Here is a 16,126-nt window from a genome sequence, read left to right on the forward strand (position 1 = left end):
ATTTGTGGGTTATGTTTTTGCCTTTTATTTGGGGTGGGGTTGGGGGTGGGGTTCTTCGGGTTTAATAAGTAATTAAGCGGACATGATAGAACTGGTTTTCTTTGGTGGATTAAAATTTGAGTTTAATAGTAACTAATTACCCGGATATGATATCAAAAGTCAAAACGTAACGAATGCACTATTAGTATAAAACAAAGACGCAAAAGCACTTTCTGCGCCTCTGCGTCTCTGCATGAGATATTCTCTACTTACACCATCTCAGACGAAGCCTGCACCATCTGCTGCGGCTGCGGTTGGAACATGAACAATGAGTACACAACATCTCGGCGGATGTTGACCATCATATCCAAGAAGAGTTCGTAACCCTCGCTCTTATACTCAATCAGTGGGTCTTTTTGCCCATAACCACGTAATCCCACCGATTCGCGCAACGCATCCATTTGTTGCAAGTGTTCCCGCCACAGAGTATCAATGCGTTGCAAGATAAAGAAGCGTTCAGCTTGGCGCATCAGTCCGGGTTGAACTTGGTCAATCTGCGCTTCTTTGAGATCGTAAGCAATTCGCACCTGTTCGTGGAGGAATGCTTTAATCTCGCTGACTGACATATCCTCTAATTGATTTGGCTGCAAATCTGCTAATAGATAGACGAATTCTTTAACTTTCTCAACCAACTTTTCTAACTCCCACTCTTCCGAGGGCAAGTCTACGTTGATGTAGTAGTCAACGATGTCATCCATCGTTTTTTCGGCATACTTGATGACTTGTTCTTTCAAATCTTGACCTTCTAACACCCGCCGACGTTCAGCATAAATAGCACGACGCTGATTATTCATCACTTCGTCATACTCAAATACCTGCTTACGGATGTCGTAGTAGTAAGTTTCAACTTTTTTCTGTGCGCCTTCCAAACTGCGGGTAAGCATCCCAGATTCGATAGGCATATCTTCTTCCACTTGGAAAGCATTCATTAACCCAGCGACGCGATCGCCTCCAAAAATCCGCAGTAGGTTATCCTCTAAACTGAGGAAAAATCTCGTGGTTCCAGGGTCGCCTTGTCTTCCTGCACGTCCACGCAACTGGTTATCAATCCGCCGTGATTCGTGGCGTTCTGTACCAATTACGTGCAAACCACCGATTCCCACTACCTCATTATGTTCGCGGGTAGTAAATTGTTCATATTCCTGCTTAACGCGGTTGTAAGCTTCCCGCAATTTTTGAATCACAGGGTCATCAATGGGAGCTTTTTCTGCGGCTATAGCTACCTTGTCTTCAGCTTCCAATTCCGATAAACTGCGATCGCCATATTCACGCACCGCAATTTCTACTGCATCTTTGAGTAGTTTTTCTGTTTCTTTTGTCAACTGGGTGGGGAAAATTTCTGGCGAAGCCCGCCAAGTTTTGACCTTTTTGCCAGGGACAAAGCCTTGACCACCACCATGTCCTGTAGGCAATCCGGCTGGTCTTTGAACGCCAAAGCTATCTTCATCTTCTGGCATGACGATTCGGGGCATGAAGTATTCCCGCAGCTTCAGACGTGCCATATATTCGGAGTTCCCACCCAGAATTATGTCTGTACCTCTACCAGCCATGTTGGTAGCAATGGTAACAGCACCTTTTCGTCCAGCTTGGGCGACGATTTCCGCTTCACGCTCAACGTTTTCCGGTCGGGCGTTGAGTAATTCGTGGGGAATCGCCAATTCCTTCAGCAGCCTACTCAGAAGTTCGGATTTTTCCACACTAGTGGTTCCTACTAATACAGGTCTGCCGAGTTCGTGCATTTCGGCACATTCTCTAGCGATCGCACCCCACTTACCAGGTTCTGTCTTAAAGACCATATCAGACAAATCTTCGCGTCTGCGATCGCGGTTGGTCGGAATTACTGCAACTTCCAATTTGTAAATTTTTTCAAATTCCGGTTCTTCCGTTTTTGCCGTTCCGGTCATTCCACCGAGTTTTGGATACAGCAAGAACAGGTTTTGATAAGTAATTGTCGCTAGAGTTTGAGTTTCTGGCTGAATTTCTACGTGTTCTTTGGCTTCAATCGCCTGGTGTAATCCATCACTCCAACGCCGTCCGGGTAGGACTCGACCGGTAAATTCATCTACAATTACCACTTCGCCATTACGGACGATGTAATTTACATCCTTGAGGAAAAGTTCTTTAGCTTTAATTGCATTGAAAATGAAGTGCGCCCAAGGATCTTCTGGGTCAAATAAATCTGTGACTCCCAAAAGATTTTCGGATTCCGCAAAGCCTTCATCTGTCAAAAGCACGTTCCGAGCTTTTTCATCCACATCATAATGCTCGTCTTTTTTGAGTGTGAATGCGATTTCAGCTGCTTGCAGATACTTTTCTGTAGGTCTTTCCACCTGCCCGGAAATAATTAGCGGTGTCCGCGCTTCATCAATTAAAATCGAGTCTACCTCGTCAATCACGCAATAATTGAACGGGCGTTGCACCACATCTGCCATTGATGTCGCCATGTTATCCCGCAGGTAGTCAAACCCTACCTCGCTGTTGGTAACATAAGTAATATCGCAATCATAGTTTTTCTGGCGTTCACTAGGAGTCATGGTTGACTGGATTAGCCCCACACTCAGCCCCAAGAACCGATGCACCTGTCCCATCCATTCAGCATCCCGACGAGCCAGGTAATCGTTCACAGTGACGACGTGTACACCTTTACCAGTAAGACCATTTAAATAACTCGGTAGGGTTGCTACAAGCGTTTTACCCTCACCGGTTTTCATTTCGGCAATTTGCCCTACATGCAAAATGATACCGCCAAGGAGTTGGACATCAAAGTGCCGCAAGCCCAAGACTCGCCGTCCTGCTTCCCGGACAACGGCGTAACCTTCGGGCAATAGGTCATCTAGAGTTTCGCCTTTGGCAAACCGTTGTTTAAATTCGACGGTTTTACCTTTTAACTCCTCATCGGAAAGAGCCTTAATTTCTTCCTCTAGAAGGTTAATTTCAGTAACAGAAGGTTGGTATTTTTTAAGCTTACGAGCGTTGGGGTCGCCCAACAAAAGTTTTAGCATGGCAGATTATAGAACTGAATCAAGGGGGATGGGAATTAAAGGTTTGGCATTGATTATAAACATTTAACCCAACCCAACCTTCTTGGTTGTGAATGGGTGTCAAATGAGAATTAACTCAAAAACAGGAGAAAAACGAGACAATCAGTTTACTAAATGATTGGTTTTAACTCTTATCTTATTATTTAGTCTTTCTTCATAGTATCATTTTGCCCCCAGATGGGGCCAGAGAAGGAGTGGGGGAATAGAGTTGTGAGTGAAAAATCAGGAGTTATGATTTCAAAAAAGAGGCAGGGGGACTCGGGGCCCCCACGGAGTCGGGATTGGGGGAGAGGGGGCAAGAAGCAAGGGAAAATGACCCCAGCAAGAACTGCCAGCAGAGCGAAACATGGCTCTAAGTCCCTCACAATAACCAAGCGTGGCTCTCGTTTAGGGGGGTCTTTATTCATTTTTCTCTATCCCCCTTGCCCCCTGCTCCCTGCACCCTTGCCTCTTTTTCAACTCCTCACTCCTCACTTTCATTCTGCTGTCAGGCGGCGGAAATTGTAATCACTAGCGCCTTGATGACAACCAACACAGCTGCCAAGCTGCACGGGACGTGGTAATTTAACTCCTGGATGCAAAGCTTTAAAATAACGTGAGTCATTAAGGCGATATGGTGTTTCTTCGTCGTCTCGCTGGACACGGGAGAAAGTCGAAAGATATTTCCATACCAAGATGCGTGGCGGATCGACTAAAGGCTTTAGTTGTGCGCCGTAGTGCTGCGAGTCTTGCAGGAGATTTTTCCAAGTTTGGGTGGGTAAAACGGCTGGTGGTAAGCCGATGTGGCATGTGGAGCAGTTTTCCAAATACAGTTCCTGTCCTAATTGATACTGTGCAGGCACTACATCAACAGTGCCAATTTCGGCGGTGGGAGTAGCACTTTGGGCATTAGTTGCCAAGGATAGAAGCCAACCCATAGCTAGGCTCCAGGTTACAATTACCAAAAGTAAACCGAAAAATTGACGTTTGAATTGGCGTTCGGCGCTTTGCTGTAGTACTTGGCGTTGGCGTAGCCCGCCTTCGGCATCGCTGTAAGACGGGCGATTTTCGCGATCGCGAATTTTGCGCTTAACAAAAATTGACATTCCTCACATTCCTAGATACTTAGAAGTGGCGCTTGTGCTAATCATAGGACTTACCCAGCGTTGTCAGTAGCAATATAGCAATACCTATTGGTAAGCCCTTCTGCGTCTGCATTTCTCAACATTGCAAGGAAAAATCTCTTAGCAGTTTTAACCTGACTCACTAGAAAAATTAGCAGAATATCTTAGATTTCATTTGCAGCAATATTTTTTCGGTGAGATTTGAAATAAATCGTTAGTAGCAAAATACTTGTAAGTAATTCAACTTAATAAATTAATCGGTATCCAGCACTCTTACCTTTTTGGATACTACTGTTGCGAACTCTCACCTTGTAAACAATATACTATTCACAAATGTCCGCAATGCGTAGGCGTAGCCCGCCGTAGGCATCGCCTACAAAATTCCTTTGTTGTAATTGCTCAATAATCGGTTGAACATCAGAGCGAATATTGCGAAATCTCTTAGAAAGGTAGCGCAAGTTTTGTTTATATTCAGAAGTTAAATCAATTAATACCGATGGCTGTTCATTCAGCATCGATTTCCTCCCACATTTCGGATAATGGCAGGCGCTGCCCAGCTTTTGCTTGCTGCAAGGCTCTCCTCAAGCTGGCTTTAATCTCCTCGACGGGTGTATCATCAGGATCATCCTCTTCTGCTTCTGCCTGTTCTGGAACCAACACAATTACTCGAACCTGATGAGGATAAGTGGTTCCCTGAATTGGCTTATCTAAAACTAGGTTTCCCTGAGAGTAAATCCTGCCGATAACTTCGATCGCTTTCATTTGTTGTCTGCCTGATTTTGTAGGAGATCCTAACATTTAAAGGATTTTAGGTGCATTAGGAAGAATTTCCATAAAGCAACGGCAGTTATGAGCAGTGGCTTGAGTTGCTCATAACTGTCTCTTTTAGACAACTACCGAAAAAGCTGCTAACAGTTCTACAATTTTTGTTTTCAGTACTGTAATTGCCTCTTCTAAAGTTTCACTTGGTTCTGTATCTAGCAAATGGGCATCACCTACATCAGCACTTGACCAAAGATAGGTGTGTTGCCCTATGCTTAAACATCCTCGCCATTTATCTTCATAAGTATCGAGTGTGATAAAAAAACGTCGTGGCATTAGCTCATCGGGGTTAAGAACAAACTCTCCCCATATAGAAAAGCCAAAATACTCCCCATTTTTTTCATTATTGTATTCCTAGTTAATCAAGTTGGGAAAAGCAGCTTTAGCTTGGTCTAGAACTTGTTGGATTTCAGGTTCTGTTAGTAGCATTTTCAAGAGAAAGCAATTAGGTAAAAGCTTAGAAGCAACAGTTATCTTTAAGGAATAGGAACCGATCGCAATAATCGCTCAACAACAGTTCTTGCATTCCGTCCGCCTCTAGGAATCAGGCGATGGCAAAGAACATGAGGGACGAGAAATTTCACATCATCGGGAATGGCATAATCACGCCCTAATAGAAAAGCTAGCGCTTGGGTAGCCCGTTGTAATGCTAATGTGCCACGCGGACTAACACCAAGGGCTATTTCCTCATCTTGCCGTGTTACTCGTACCAATTCGAGGATGTACTGTTGCAAGGAAGTTGCCACTTTTACTTGAGAGCAGAGGTAACGCAATTCCTGTACTTCTGCCAAGGTAATACAAGGCTGTAAATCAGCAACCTTCACACCACTTTGGAGATTTTGCAGCATAAGGAGTTCTTCTGCCTCGGAAGGATAGCCCAAACTCAGCGACAACATGAATCGATCCATTTGCGCTTCCGGTAGCGGAAAAGTACCTTGATACTCAATAGGGTTTTGAGTGGCAATGACAAAAAAAGGCTGAGGAACTGCACGAGAGACACCATCAACTGTTACCTGATGTTCTTCCATGACTTCCAGTAAAGCTGACTGAGTGCGGGGTGTAGCGCGGTTAATTTCGTCAGCTAGGAGGATATTGGTAAAAATTGGCCCAGGAAGATAAGTAAATTCGCCGCTTTTTGGGTTCCAAATGTTAGTGCCAGTAATATCAGTTGGCAGTAAATCGGGGGTACATTGTAGTCGTTGAAACTTACCATCCAGTGAACGAGCTAGAGATTTAGCGAGTAGGGTTTTACCAACACCAGGGACATCTTCTAGCAGGGCATGACCACCACCTAACAAGGCTACTAGTACTAAACGTATTGCCTCAGCTTTGCCAACAATGGTAAGAGCCAGATTTTGCGTTAAAGCGTCAATTTTTTCTCTCATGCGGTGCGGGGAGTAGGGAGTAGGGGGATGAGGAAAGAAGCAAGGGAGCAAGGAGCAGGGAGCAGGGAGCAGGGAGCAAGGGAGAAGAGTTTTCCCCTCTACCCCCGCACCCCGCCTCTCTGACTCTTCTCCATGCCCAATTTCCCTAAATACATTGTTCCCACTTAGAACTCCTAACTCCTAACTCCTAACTCCTAACTTTTAACTTTGCGCTTTAGCACTCAAAATTTCTTTAGCAACAACGCAGTCAAGTTGAATTTGTGTTTTCAGGGCTTCTAGAGAAGCAAATTTTTGTTCAGGGCGCAAAAATTTCACTAGTTCCACAGCCAGTTTTTTGCCATACAAATCACCAGACCAATCGAACAGATGTACTTCCGCAGATGAATAAGTACCATTTACAGTTGGGCGATTACCGATGTTCATTACGCCCAAGCTTTCACTAGGAGCAACATCTGATGTTTCACTGAGAATGAAAACGCGGACAGCATAGACTCCTTGGCGGGGCAAAAACTTTTCTTTTGGTAGTTGGAGGTTGGCGGTGGGAAAGCCAATTGTTCTGCCTAATTGTTGACCTTGAACGACAACTCCAAGGAGAGTGTAGGGGCGTCCTAGTAGTAGATTTGCATTTCCGATGTCGCCTTGCTCAAGGGTTTGGCGGATCAATGAAGTGCTAATGCGGGCATCCTGAGTCGGATTAGTACTGACGCAACTGCTTTCGGTGGGCGAGTTACCTGTATAAGTTTGTAAGGGAACGATGGTAACTGGGATATTGTGCTTGGCAGCGATTAATTGCAAATCTTTAGCAGTGCCACTGCGCTTTTCGCCAAAACAAAAATCCTGCCCGATGCTAATTTGCTGGCATCGCAGTTGTTGCACAAGAATTTTTTGGACGAATTCTTCAGGGGTCAAAGCAGATAATTCTTTGTCAAAGGGTAGTAATACAAGTTGTTCTACCCCAAGCGATCGCAATTGTTGGACTTTTTCATCCAGTGGCGTTAACAAAGTCCGGGGCTGCCCCGTAAAAAATTCCTGTGGATGGGGGTCAAAGGTGACAACTGTTGAGTAAATATATTCTTGATTTGCTAGTTGTTGATTTTCCTTTGACTTTGGACTACTGGCTACTGACAAGTTAGCACCAGCGTGCAAGACTGGTTGAATTACCCTTTGATGACCAAGATGAACACCATCAAACTTGCCAAGGGCAACAGCAGTCGGCGTTAGCAGCCCAACGCTAGAAGAAGCAACCCACACAGAACACCCATTTTTAGACAAATTTAGCACGTGGATTCTGAGATTTTAGGTTTATTTTAGCTATCAGCAGGAAGCTACCTTATGGTAAACCGCCTTGAGGAGGACATTCACTAACTGCCCATGAGGTCTTGTGCGATCAGCCAGGGTGTTGATGCTACCCCTTTTAGCTATCAGCCAAAAGCTTAACCCACGGCAAGTTGCCCAAGATGGTATCTTGTGCTATTAGCTTGACAGCTAATTACTAAGTCCAGATAACCCAAATATCAGAGCTAAAAAGGCTCTAGTTCGTTGTTGAGACTGCGAAGGTTTTACCCTCCGATCAGCCGCAAGAGAGGGTGTCTATGGGTATCTGGGCTGTGTTGGTGAATCTATAAGGTATGTCCTCCTGTTGTCGCCCTTATCCTATGGTTGGCATGACAACTCCCGGCAGCGCTGTCTCACCGTACAGCCAACAGGTACGCTCTCGCGCTGAAAGCTTCTGATCACCAATCTAATCTAAAATCTCCAATTTCTCTGATCGCAATCTTTAGGTAGAAAACTTACTAACAGGAAAAGATTCTGATAAGACAACAGAGGTGGGAATCTGAAGTACCAATCCTTCGCGTGCCATGATAGCCCCAGGAAATTTTGCAGCTGCTTGTTTCCCTACACAATCCAAAAAGTCGTCATCGTGTGCGGGATCGTGGTGGTAAATCACCAGAGTTTTGACGTTAGCAGCTTGTGCCACTTTCACCGCCTCTTGCCAGGTAGAATGTCCCCAGCCAATTTTCGGGGATTTGGGGGAATAGTATTCCTCGTCTGTGTAAGTGGAATCGTAAACCAGAATGTCAGCATTACGAGCTAGCCACAGCACATTATTATCGAGTTGGTCAGGAAAATGTTCGGTATCAGTGATATAAGCAGCAGCACTACCACGCCAGTTGACGCGGTATCCTACAGCTTCACCTGGATGGTTTAAAGGTGCTGTTTCTACGGTAACGTCATCAATGTGGATTGGTTGCCCCGGTCGAATGTCGTAGAAACTTAAATTGGCTTGCATAATTTGCAAGGGTACAGGAAAGTTCGGGTGCAACATCTGGTCATTGAGGCGCTGTTCTATAGTAGAACCATCAGGTGCGATCGCGCCGTAGATATGAAAGTCATTCCCCTTCACAAATCCTGGGGTAAAGAAGGGAAAACCCTGCATGTGATCCCAGTGAGAATGGGTAAAAAATATATGAGCTTCTAACGGCATTTGGCGCAACAAAGATTGCCCCAAAACATGTAGTCCCGTGCCAGCATCGAAAACTAAGCGTTTATCGCCCGCTTGCATTGATATGCAAGGGGTATTACCACCGTAACGAACGGTGTTTGGCCCTGGGCTGGGGATGCTGCCGCGAACGCCCCAAAATTGTACGGTAAATTGATTCTCTATCCTAGACATGGTGTTGCTTGCTGGACTGAGCGGGCGATAAGTGGAAAAATTGTTACTGATTTTGTCTAAATTTATGCTGTCTTACCGATTTTGCTAAAGGGAGGATTTCTTGGTAAAACAGCATACCCTGTTTCTGGCTAATTGTGTAAATCTGAATGAGATAGTCTCAAGTAGAATTTTCCAGTTTTTCCGGTGGATGTGTATCAGTTATTTCAATAGTGCCCCTACGTTATAACCTACATTTTTCTCTGATGCCTTTAAATAATTCTAGTTTTATCCTGATAAATCAAATGATTCACGGAAAATTGAATTCCCACTCAGACAATTTATTTAGCCCATCTGCGTAAGTAAGATTGTATTGTAACGGAGTTATACTGATGTAGTTTTTACGTACAACATGCACGTCTAATGGTACATTTGGAAGCAGATTTAATCCGGTTGGGGGTTCTACATCCTCAGTTACCTCTCCGGTTAACCAGTAGTACGTTTTTCCACGAGGATCAACTCGTTTATTAAACACATCAATATAACGTCGTACTCCCTGACGGGTAAGAGTAACTCCAGCAATTTCTTCCCACTTAAGGGCAGGAATATTGACATTGAGCAACATTAAATCCGGCAAGGGTTTTTGGGCTAACTGGTCTACGAGAATTTTGGCAAACTTAGCAGCAGGTTGAAAGTCTTTAGAAGTGTGACTCATAAGACTCAGCGCCACACTGGGAATGCCTTCAATTAAACCTTCCATTGCCGCCGAAACAGTACCGGAATACAAAATTTCAGTTCCCAAATTCGCACCTTGATTAATGCCAGAGAGAACCAAATCGGGGGGAGTATCTAGCAAAGCCCACAGCGCCAATTTAACGCAATCTGAAGGCGTACCATCGCAAGCCCAAGCTTTGACAGCAGGATGAAAAATCTCTTCAACAATTTCGGCGCGAATGGGTTGGTGTAGAGTTAATCCGTGTCCAGTTGCCGATCGCTCTCGATCTGGGCAAACTACACTCACATCATGACCTGCCTCTGCCAAGTAGTTGGCTAGGGTACGAATCCCCAAGGCAGAAATGCCGTCATCGTTGCTAATTAGTAATTTCATAGTCTTTAGTCATTGGTCATTAGTCATTAATCGTTGGTCATTAGTTATTTGTTATTTGTTATTAGCCATTTGTCAATGTCTGAGGTCACAAGCAGCAAAAAAACATTTATACTTACTAGTACCGCAAGGCGGAAGTCAGCCCCAACTCTTGGAGATAAATTCGCGTTCGGGGAAGTCAAAAGTAAAAAGCAGCTAGAGCTTGGTCCGCAGCGTCTCCCCTTAGGAGAAGCAACTGGCTCTCAAAAGTCACGCATACAGAGTATTCCGAGCTTCTTGCGCCATTTGAAATGGTATGTTTATTTCCGCGCCTGCTGTACTAGTAGACTAGGGTGGAAGTTAGCCTACCTTGAAGACAAGTTGCTCAATTTCCAAGTCTTGTTGTAAGTGAAATGTTAGCTGAATTTACGCGCCCCCTCTGCTAGCCCAATCGTTTGCAACTGATAAACAGAGATTTGGTTTCGAGCCTCACCTTTAGCTGATGTTAATGGCATAGCTGTAAGTTGATTTATCGAGCAGCTTACAGCTTTTGAATATAGACTAATGACTAATGACCAATGACTAATAACTAATGACTAGCAATTTAGAAGCTCAACTTTTAGCACTGCGGCAGGAAGGAGAAAAAGCGATCGCAGCCGCCGACACCTTAGAACATCTGGAGGAACTCAGAGTTAACTATCTGGGTAAAAAAGGGGAACTGGGGGCGCTGTTGCGAAGTATGGGGCAGATGAGTGCAGAGGAACGGCCGAAAATTGGAGCGATCGCCAATACAGTCAAAGAATCCCTGCAAACTAGTCTAGACCAGCAACGTGCTGCCTTAGAAGCTGCACAAATTCAAGCTTTGCTAGAGGCGGAAACTCTGGATGTAACTATGCCCGGAATTTACCGCCCCCAAGGTCGCATTCATCCCCTCAATGGAATTATCGACCGGGCACTGGATATCTTTGTCGGTATGGGGTACACCGTAGCTCAAGGGCCAGAGATGGAAACAGATTACTATAATTTCGAGGCTCTCAACACCCCGCCTGACCACCCCGCCCGTGATATGCAGGATACCTTTTACCTGCCGGATGGGAATCTTCTACGCACTCATACTTCGTCAGTGCAAATTCGTTACATGGAAAGAGAAGAACCACCGATTCGGGTTGTGGCTCCAGGGCGAGTTTATCGGCGAGATAATGTAGACGCGACTCACTCAGCAGTTTTCCATCAAATAGAACTTTTAGCCATTGATGAGGGACTAACTTTTACAGACCTCAAAGGCACTATTAAAGTATTTTTACAAGCAATATTTGGCGATTTACCAATTCGCTTCCGCGCCAGTTATTTCCCCTTTACTGAACCTTCGGCTGAGGTAGATTTGCAGTGGAATGGGCGCTGGCTGGAAGTGATGGGTTGCGGTATGGTCGATCCAAATGTACTTAAGTCTGTGGGTTACGATCCAGAAGTTTATACAGGGTTTGCTGCCGGTTTTGGTGTAGAACGCTTTGCAATGGTGTTACATCAAATCGATGATATCCGTCGCTTGTATGCTAGTGATTTGCGGTTTTTGCAACAATTTTAGGGAAGCGATCGGGCATTTACTCAAATCTATTGTAAAAATCAATTTGATCAAAATAGAACCACAGAAAAACATCGGCGAATTATACCAATTCTTTAAAATCAGGCTAAATACTTAATCGGGATTTCCAGATTAAACCTGATTTTGTTAATACGAATGAGGAATTGGTATTATTTGTGGTTCTAAGGATTGAAGCAATGCAAGATGAAGACATTGATCTTTCTGACATTCCAGAAGTGACTGAAGAACAGATGAAGCAAGCAGTGCTGCGGGTTGGAGGAAAACCTGTTAAACGGAGTCAACAGCGTGTTGATATCCTCCTAGATGCTTTCATCGTGGAATACTTCAAAACAAAGGCAGGTGAGCAAGGATATCAAGTGCTAATTAATCAGGCATTGGCAGAGTATATCCTAGCAAAAACAGTGGATTTATCAGTTTCAGAAGTCAACGAGACTATACCAGATTGAAGTAAACTATTCAGTACGTAACTACCCTTTACGTGATATGACTGCGATCGCTGGCAAACGTCTAACGCCTGAGGAATATTTGAAGTATGACGATCGGACCGATAGCCAGTATGAACTGGTAGCAGGTGAGTTAGTTTCCATGCCGCCAGGGGAATTGCTGAATATTGGATTGTTGATCCACAAATAAATGCAGTTACTGTACTGATATTAGTTGACGGGTTTCATGAAGAAACTAGATTTGCAGGAAATACTGCGATCGCATCTACTATTTTCCCAGAATTTCAGCTAACAGCAGAACAAGTACTCAATGCTGGATAAAGCAATGCGGTTAAAAGGCAGACAGACGAAATGATTTTAGAGGTGCGATCGCTTTTCAAACTTTCATCATCTAAAACAGTAAAATATAGTCAATAATTCCTACTCAAAATTCATGCCATGAGTTGATGGTCTTTTTACCGCAGGATGCAATAATCGCTGAAGAAAAGCTAACCAAATATCTGCTTGTGCCGTTGTCAAAAGACGATAAATCTAAATTTCTGGCTAGGGCTGGATACACACTAGACAATTGGCAACAACTGGAATGGGATCTACGCGCTCAAGTTTTAACGCAACCTGCCGAGGCAATCGAAACAACTCGCTATGGTCAGAAGTATATCATTCGTGCGTGTCTGCGAGGGATTAATGGCGTTGAACTCAATATCTTAACTATTTGGATGGTTGCAAACGATACAACCAAATTTGTCACCTTAGTGCCAGATCAAGGAGCCAACTCATGAAGGTACAGCACCCCCTATTCTCCCAAGTTGCCTTAGCGCAGGACTTACCAGAATACAACCTGAAGCGAGGAAATGTTGCAACAATTGTAGAACATTACCCCATGCCTGAAGGGGAAGAGGACGGGTATAGTCTAGAAGGGTTTGATTTGCCCCATGTGACAATCGAAGTACCAGCATCTCAAATTATCCCCATTGCTCAGTGGCAGCAAGAAGAAATGATTTTAGCCAAGTTACGCCAGCTATCTGAAGCGAGGCTGTTGCAATTACAAGACTATCTCGATTTTCTCTTGCAAAAAGAAGAGTCTGATCATCAGAGTGCTTAAAACTATGAAGTATGATGCAAGCCAGATAAAGGTAATAAATATCCCTCAGTTAGAGCTGCTAGAAGATGGAAAGTGCCGCCGAACATACGTTTATCGCTTCACTAATACATTGCCTGAACAAAACATTATTGACGAAATTGCAAAAAGTTTAGAGAAAAGATTCACATTTTCAAAGGAAGTATATGAGATTCCTGAAGATGTTGAAATTTGTGCATCTATTCTCATTGAGCGTTTGCAAGATGACGAAGCCAGAGTTCGTGTTTTGACAGACCAACCGGAAGAATCTTGTGTTTACATCTTTGGAATAGGCACTCTGCCGCGCAAAATTGAAGAAAGGTTTGGAATTCTACAGTCAATTCAGGGCGAACAACGAGAAAATTGGATTTTGTAAAATTGCGCTCGCACCTAATTCCGTAAAACAGAAATAACTAACCGTGGTGTTTTGTAACATAGCACATCTTTTTTTATTAACTGTTAACCGTCAACAGTTAACAGTCAACGTGAAATCCCATCCTCTTTTAAAGTTGGATGAGCTTAATTAACTATTCCTGAATGACCAGGAATATCTGTCAAAGGTTCAAATCTCCCACCTAAATATTTAGCGAGAAACTCTTCAGCGATCGCAAAGAAATGCAACCGATTTTCTGGTCTGGCAAAACCATGTCCCTCATCTGTATAAAGTGCATATTGCACCGGTAAACCAGCCTGTTGCATTGCGTTAACAATTTGATCGCTTTCTGATTGTTTCACCCGTGGATCGTTTGCACCTTGACCGATGAGTAAAGGTTTTTGAATTCGGTCAGCAAAAAATAAAGGCGATCGCGATTTGAGAAACTCCTCTTCTGTCTCCAAGTTGCCAATGCGATGATAAATCATTGCTTTGATCGGTTCCCAATAGGGCGGTATAGTTTCTATCAGGGTAATCAGGTTACTCGGCCCGACAATATCGACGCCAGCAGCAAAGATTTCAGGTGTAAAAGTTAACCCCGCTAGGGTGGCGTAACCTCCATAAGAACCGCCCATAATCGCAATCTTTTGCGGATCGGAAATGCCTTTTTCTACCAGCCAGTTCACGCTGTCAATCAAGTCATCGTGCATTGTGCCACCCCATTCCCGATTTCCAGCATTCAAAAATGCTTTACCATAGCCAGTGGAACCGCGAAAGTTGACTTGCAACACGGCATAACCTCGGTTAGCTAGCCATTGCGTTGTGGGAGAAAAACCCCAAGTATCCCGCGCCCAAGGGCCGCCATGAACCAGCAAGACTGTTGGGAGATTCTGCGTCGGTATTCCCACAGGAGTTGTCAGGTAACTGTGGATAGTTAAGCCATCCCGTGCTTCGTAGGAAATCGGTTGCATTGAAGCTAACTGCAACGTTTCCAGTTTGGGCTGGTTGCTGAAAAGGAAAGTGCTAGTTTTGGACTCTCGATTATAGGCATGGTAATAAACTGGCCCATTATCAGTTCTATAAGCTAAAGCCCAAGTTTTATCTTCCAAGTCGCGGCTAATTATAGAGAATTCTCCAGGACGCACCTTGGCGATTTCCTCAAAATCTGCGGCGATACTGCGATCGATTACTTGCCATTCTTGTTTATCTTTGTAGAAAGAAACTGCTTGAATAACTCGCGTCAGTGGATGAATAATTATTCCCACGACATCATACTGCTCATCTTCAGCAATGACAGTTTCTTGACGGGTTTCTAGGTCAACTGCTAGCAGACGTTTGGCGTTAGCATCATGATTCCCTTGAATATAAAGGGTTTTGCCATCATCTGAGAAACTTAGAGAATTTCCTTCCTCTTCTGGCCCCCAATGGCGAAGAATTTCCCACTGTTTATCGGGTTTCTGCAACAACAAATCGTAACCACCATCGGGTGTGCTAGCTGTTGCTGCACGTATTTGTAACTGGGCGTTAGATGTCCAACTGATAATGTTACCGGGGTTATCAGTGTCGAACTCAACCGCACCATTTTTAAGGTTGATGCGGTAAACGTCAAACTTTTGAGGATTGTTCAAGTTCAACGCTACCAGCGCTTCATCTGGAAATTTTGGTTCTAGTTCCACAAGTTCGGCCTTCACACCCTGGAATGGCGTTAAATCACGCACAATCTGGGAGTGAATATTAACCAAGTGGAGGTGAAAGTTCTCGTCGCCATCCGAGTCTTGCATATAAATCAACTGGTCGGCGTTATAAGTCCAGAAGAAAATGCGGATACCACGCTTTTTGTCAGCAGTTAGTATCTTGTCGTCTTCTTGTCCTATAGTTTGCAACCATACCTGCAAGACATTTTTCTCATCAGGGGCGATATATGCCAAGTACTTGCCATCAGGGGAGAGTTGTGGGCTAGTTTTTTCGGGATTTCCAAACAGGATTTCACGCGGAATCAACGGTGGTAGGGAGGGTGCTTGAGCAGATGACATATTTTTATCCTCTACTTGACCTCTTTATTGTTACTTAGTGGTGAAAATGACAATTCATCCTATTGGATGAACCTAGCTGGAGAATATTTAGCAGAGGAGGGGAAAGAAAAAAGTTTTAACTTACTTTTTGTCGGCTATAAGATTATTTATCTTTTCTTTTGCGTCTTTCTCTAACGAAACGGTGCGCGATCGCAGTTATCAAAAGAATTTAGGTATTGTAGCAAGAATACCTAACGGTGAACAAGCAGCAAGAAAGTAATGTTCATAAATGAGTCTTTGATACTCGCTGACGAGTCTTTGATACTCGGCGACGAGTCTTTGATACTCGTGAATGAGTCTTTTATACTCGTGAATGAGTCTTTGATACTCGTGAATGAGTCTTTGATACTCGGCGATGAGTCTTTGATACTCGGCGATGAGTCTTTGATACTCG

The 16,126-nt window shown here is 44.1% G+C and carries 17 protein-coding genes and 1 pseudogene; 7 read left to right on the forward strand and 11 right to left on the reverse strand.

The genetic code is table 11. The features are described 5' to 3' along the window. Nucleotides 1-248 precede the first annotated feature (248 nt). The 9 genes from secA to surE all read right to left on the reverse strand — a co-directional run bounded on the left by secA (nt 249) and on the right by surE (nt 10,148). Nucleotides 249-3,041: a preprotein translocase subunit SecA gene (gene secA / locus ACFE90_RS25645; protein ID WP_375505260.1), complete on the reverse strand. Its 2,793-nt coding sequence runs from the start codon at nt 3,039-3,041 to the stop codon at nt 249-251. A gap of 515 nt (nt 3,042-3,556) precedes the next feature. Beyond that, nucleotides 3,557-4,165, reverse strand: coding sequence for a cytochrome C (locus ACFE90_RS25650; RefSeq protein WP_375505261.1), 609 nt, complete (start codon nt 4,163-4,165; stop codon nt 3,557-3,559). 341 nt (nt 4,166-4,506) lie between these two features. After that, nucleotides 4,507-4,698, reverse strand: a complete 192-nt coding sequence (locus ACFE90_RS25655; protein ID WP_375505262.1) for a hypothetical protein — start codon at nt 4,696-4,698, stop codon at nt 4,507-4,509. Beyond that, the gene (locus ACFE90_RS25660; protein WP_375505275.1) at nt 4,688-4,945 is read right to left on the reverse strand and encodes a hypothetical protein; all 258 of its coding nucleotides are present in this window, start codon (nt 4,943-4,945) and stop codon (nt 4,688-4,690) included. The genes ACFE90_RS25655 and ACFE90_RS25660 overlap by 11 nt, the downstream gene beginning before the upstream one ends. A gap of 123 nt (nt 4,946-5,068) precedes the next feature. Beyond that, entirely contained in the window at nt 5,069-5,281 is a 213-nt protein-coding gene (locus ACFE90_RS25665) for a hypothetical protein (protein WP_375505263.1), read from the reverse strand. A 200-nt stretch (nt 5,282-5,481) separates the two neighbouring features. Then, nucleotides 5,482-6,390, reverse strand: a complete 909-nt coding sequence (locus tag ACFE90_RS25670; protein ID WP_375505264.1) for an AAA family ATPase — start codon at nt 6,388-6,390, stop codon at nt 5,482-5,484. Nucleotides 6,391-6,591: 201 nt separating this feature from the next. Next, the gene (locus ACFE90_RS25675) at nt 6,592-7,671 is read right to left on the reverse strand and encodes a bifunctional riboflavin kinase/FAD synthetase (RefSeq protein WP_375505265.1); all 1,080 of its coding nucleotides are present in this window, start codon (nt 7,669-7,671) and stop codon (nt 6,592-6,594) included. Between the two features lie 496 nt (nt 7,672-8,167). After that, nucleotides 8,168-9,064 carry an MBL fold metallo-hydrolase gene (locus ACFE90_RS25680; RefSeq protein WP_375505266.1) on the reverse strand — a complete coding sequence of 299 codons (897 nt, stop codon included), beginning with the start codon at nt 9,062-9,064 and terminating at the stop codon, nt 8,168-8,170. A gap of 286 nt (nt 9,065-9,350) precedes the next feature. Beyond that, on the reverse strand, nt 9,351-10,148 hold the full coding sequence (gene surE, locus ACFE90_RS25685) for a 5'/3'-nucleotidase SurE (protein WP_375505267.1): 798 nt from the start codon (nt 10,146-10,148) through the stop codon (nt 9,351-9,353). Between the two features lie 568 nt (nt 10,149-10,716). On the opposite strand from surE, the gene pheS reads away from it, so the two are divergent. From pheS to ACFE90_RS25720, 7 genes are all read left to right on the forward strand, one after another. After that, nucleotides 10,717-11,709, forward strand: coding sequence for a phenylalanine--tRNA ligase subunit alpha (gene pheS, locus ACFE90_RS25690; protein ID WP_375505268.1), 993 nt, complete (start codon nt 10,717-10,719; stop codon nt 11,707-11,709). 194 nt (nt 11,710-11,903) lie between these two features. Beyond that, nucleotides 11,904-12,173, forward strand: coding sequence for a BrnA antitoxin family protein (locus ACFE90_RS25695; RefSeq protein WP_375505269.1), 270 nt, complete (start codon nt 11,904-11,906; stop codon nt 12,171-12,173). A 37-nt stretch (nt 12,174-12,210) separates the two neighbouring features. Further along, complete coding sequence (locus tag ACFE90_RS25700; protein ID WP_375505270.1) at nt 12,211-12,360, forward strand: hypothetical protein; 150 nt, start codon at nt 12,211-12,213, stop codon at nt 12,358-12,360. Further along, a complete protein-coding gene (locus ACFE90_RS25705; RefSeq protein ID WP_375505276.1) occupies nt 12,357-12,491 on the forward strand; it encodes a hypothetical protein in 135 nt (44 codons plus the stop codon). The genes ACFE90_RS25700 and ACFE90_RS25705 overlap by 4 nt, the downstream gene beginning before the upstream one ends. Before the next feature lie 125 nt (nt 12,492-12,616). Beyond that, entirely contained in the window at nt 12,617-12,949 is a 333-nt protein-coding gene (locus tag ACFE90_RS25710; RefSeq protein ID WP_375505271.1) for a DUF6883 domain-containing protein, read from the forward strand. Continuing rightward, nucleotides 12,946-13,272, forward strand: a complete 327-nt coding sequence (locus ACFE90_RS25715) for a DUF4926 domain-containing protein (RefSeq protein WP_375505272.1) — start codon at nt 12,946-12,948, stop codon at nt 13,270-13,272. The genes ACFE90_RS25710 and ACFE90_RS25715 overlap by 4 nt, the downstream gene beginning before the upstream one ends. Before the next feature lie 4 nt (nt 13,273-13,276). Then, the gene (locus tag ACFE90_RS25720) at nt 13,277-13,663 is read left to right on the forward strand and encodes a hypothetical protein (protein WP_375505273.1); all 387 of its coding nucleotides are present in this window, start codon (nt 13,277-13,279) and stop codon (nt 13,661-13,663) included. 143 nt (nt 13,664-13,806) lie between these two features. On the opposite strand, the gene ACFE90_RS25725 is transcribed toward ACFE90_RS25720, so the two are convergent. Continuing rightward, nucleotides 13,807-15,693, reverse strand: a complete 1,887-nt coding sequence (locus tag ACFE90_RS25725; RefSeq protein WP_375505274.1) for a S9 family peptidase — start codon at nt 15,691-15,693, stop codon at nt 13,807-13,809. A gap of 198 nt (nt 15,694-15,891) precedes the next feature. Next, a pseudogene (locus tag ACFE90_RS25730) lies at nt 15,892-16,126 on the reverse strand (hypothetical protein); the annotation flags it as partial.

The sequence above is a fragment of the uncultured Nostoc sp. genome (genome assembly GCF_964245445.1).
Lineage (GTDB): Bacteria > Cyanobacteriota > Cyanobacteriia > Cyanobacteriales > Nostocaceae > Nostoc.

What these genes read in the sequence shown, in the direction of transcription:
- ACFE90_RS25670 (WP_375505264.1), bottom strand. Translation starts at nt 6,390, where the DNA reads ATGAGAGAAAAAATTGACGCTTTAACGCAAAATCTGGCTCTTACCATT.
- pheS (WP_375505268.1), top strand. Translation starts at nt 10,717, where the DNA reads ATGACTAGCAATTTAGAAGCTCAACTTTTAGCACTGCGGCAGGAAGGA.
- ACFE90_RS25700 (WP_375505270.1), top strand. Translation starts at nt 12,211, where the DNA reads ATGACTGCGATCGCTGGCAAACGTCTAACGCCTGAGGAATATTTGAAG.
- ACFE90_RS25660 (WP_375505275.1), bottom strand. Translation starts at nt 4,945, where the DNA reads ATGAAAGCGATCGAAGTTATCGGCAGGATTTACTCTCAGGGAAACCTA.
- secA (WP_375505260.1), bottom strand. Translation starts at nt 3,041, where the DNA reads ATGCTAAAACTTTTGTTGGGCGACCCCAACGCTCGTAAGCTTAAAAAA.
- ACFE90_RS25715 (WP_375505272.1), top strand. Translation starts at nt 12,946, where the DNA reads ATGAAGGTACAGCACCCCCTATTCTCCCAAGTTGCCTTAGCGCAGGAC.
- ACFE90_RS25695 (WP_375505269.1), top strand. Translation starts at nt 11,904, where the DNA reads ATGCAAGATGAAGACATTGATCTTTCTGACATTCCAGAAGTGACTGAA.
- ACFE90_RS25720 (WP_375505273.1), top strand. Translation starts at nt 13,277, where the DNA reads ATGAAGTATGATGCAAGCCAGATAAAGGTAATAAATATCCCTCAGTTA.
- ACFE90_RS25680 (WP_375505266.1), bottom strand. Translation starts at nt 9,064, where the DNA reads ATGTCTAGGATAGAGAATCAATTTACCGTACAATTTTGGGGCGTTCGC.
- ACFE90_RS25665 (WP_375505263.1), bottom strand. Translation starts at nt 5,281, where the DNA reads ATGCCACGACGTTTTTTTATCACACTCGATACTTATGAAGATAAATGG.
- ACFE90_RS25655 (WP_375505262.1), bottom strand. Translation starts at nt 4,698, where the DNA reads ATGCTGAATGAACAGCCATCGGTATTAATTGATTTAACTTCTGAATAT.
- ACFE90_RS25725 (WP_375505274.1), bottom strand. Translation starts at nt 15,693, where the DNA reads ATGTCATCTGCTCAAGCACCCTCCCTACCACCGTTGATTCCGCGTGAA.
- surE (WP_375505267.1), bottom strand. Translation starts at nt 10,148, where the DNA reads ATGAAATTACTAATTAGCAACGATGACGGCATTTCTGCCTTGGGGATT.
- ACFE90_RS25710 (WP_375505271.1), top strand. Translation starts at nt 12,617, where the DNA reads ATGGTCTTTTTACCGCAGGATGCAATAATCGCTGAAGAAAAGCTAACC.
- ACFE90_RS25650 (WP_375505261.1), bottom strand. Translation starts at nt 4,165, where the DNA reads ATGTCAATTTTTGTTAAGCGCAAAATTCGCGATCGCGAAAATCGCCCG.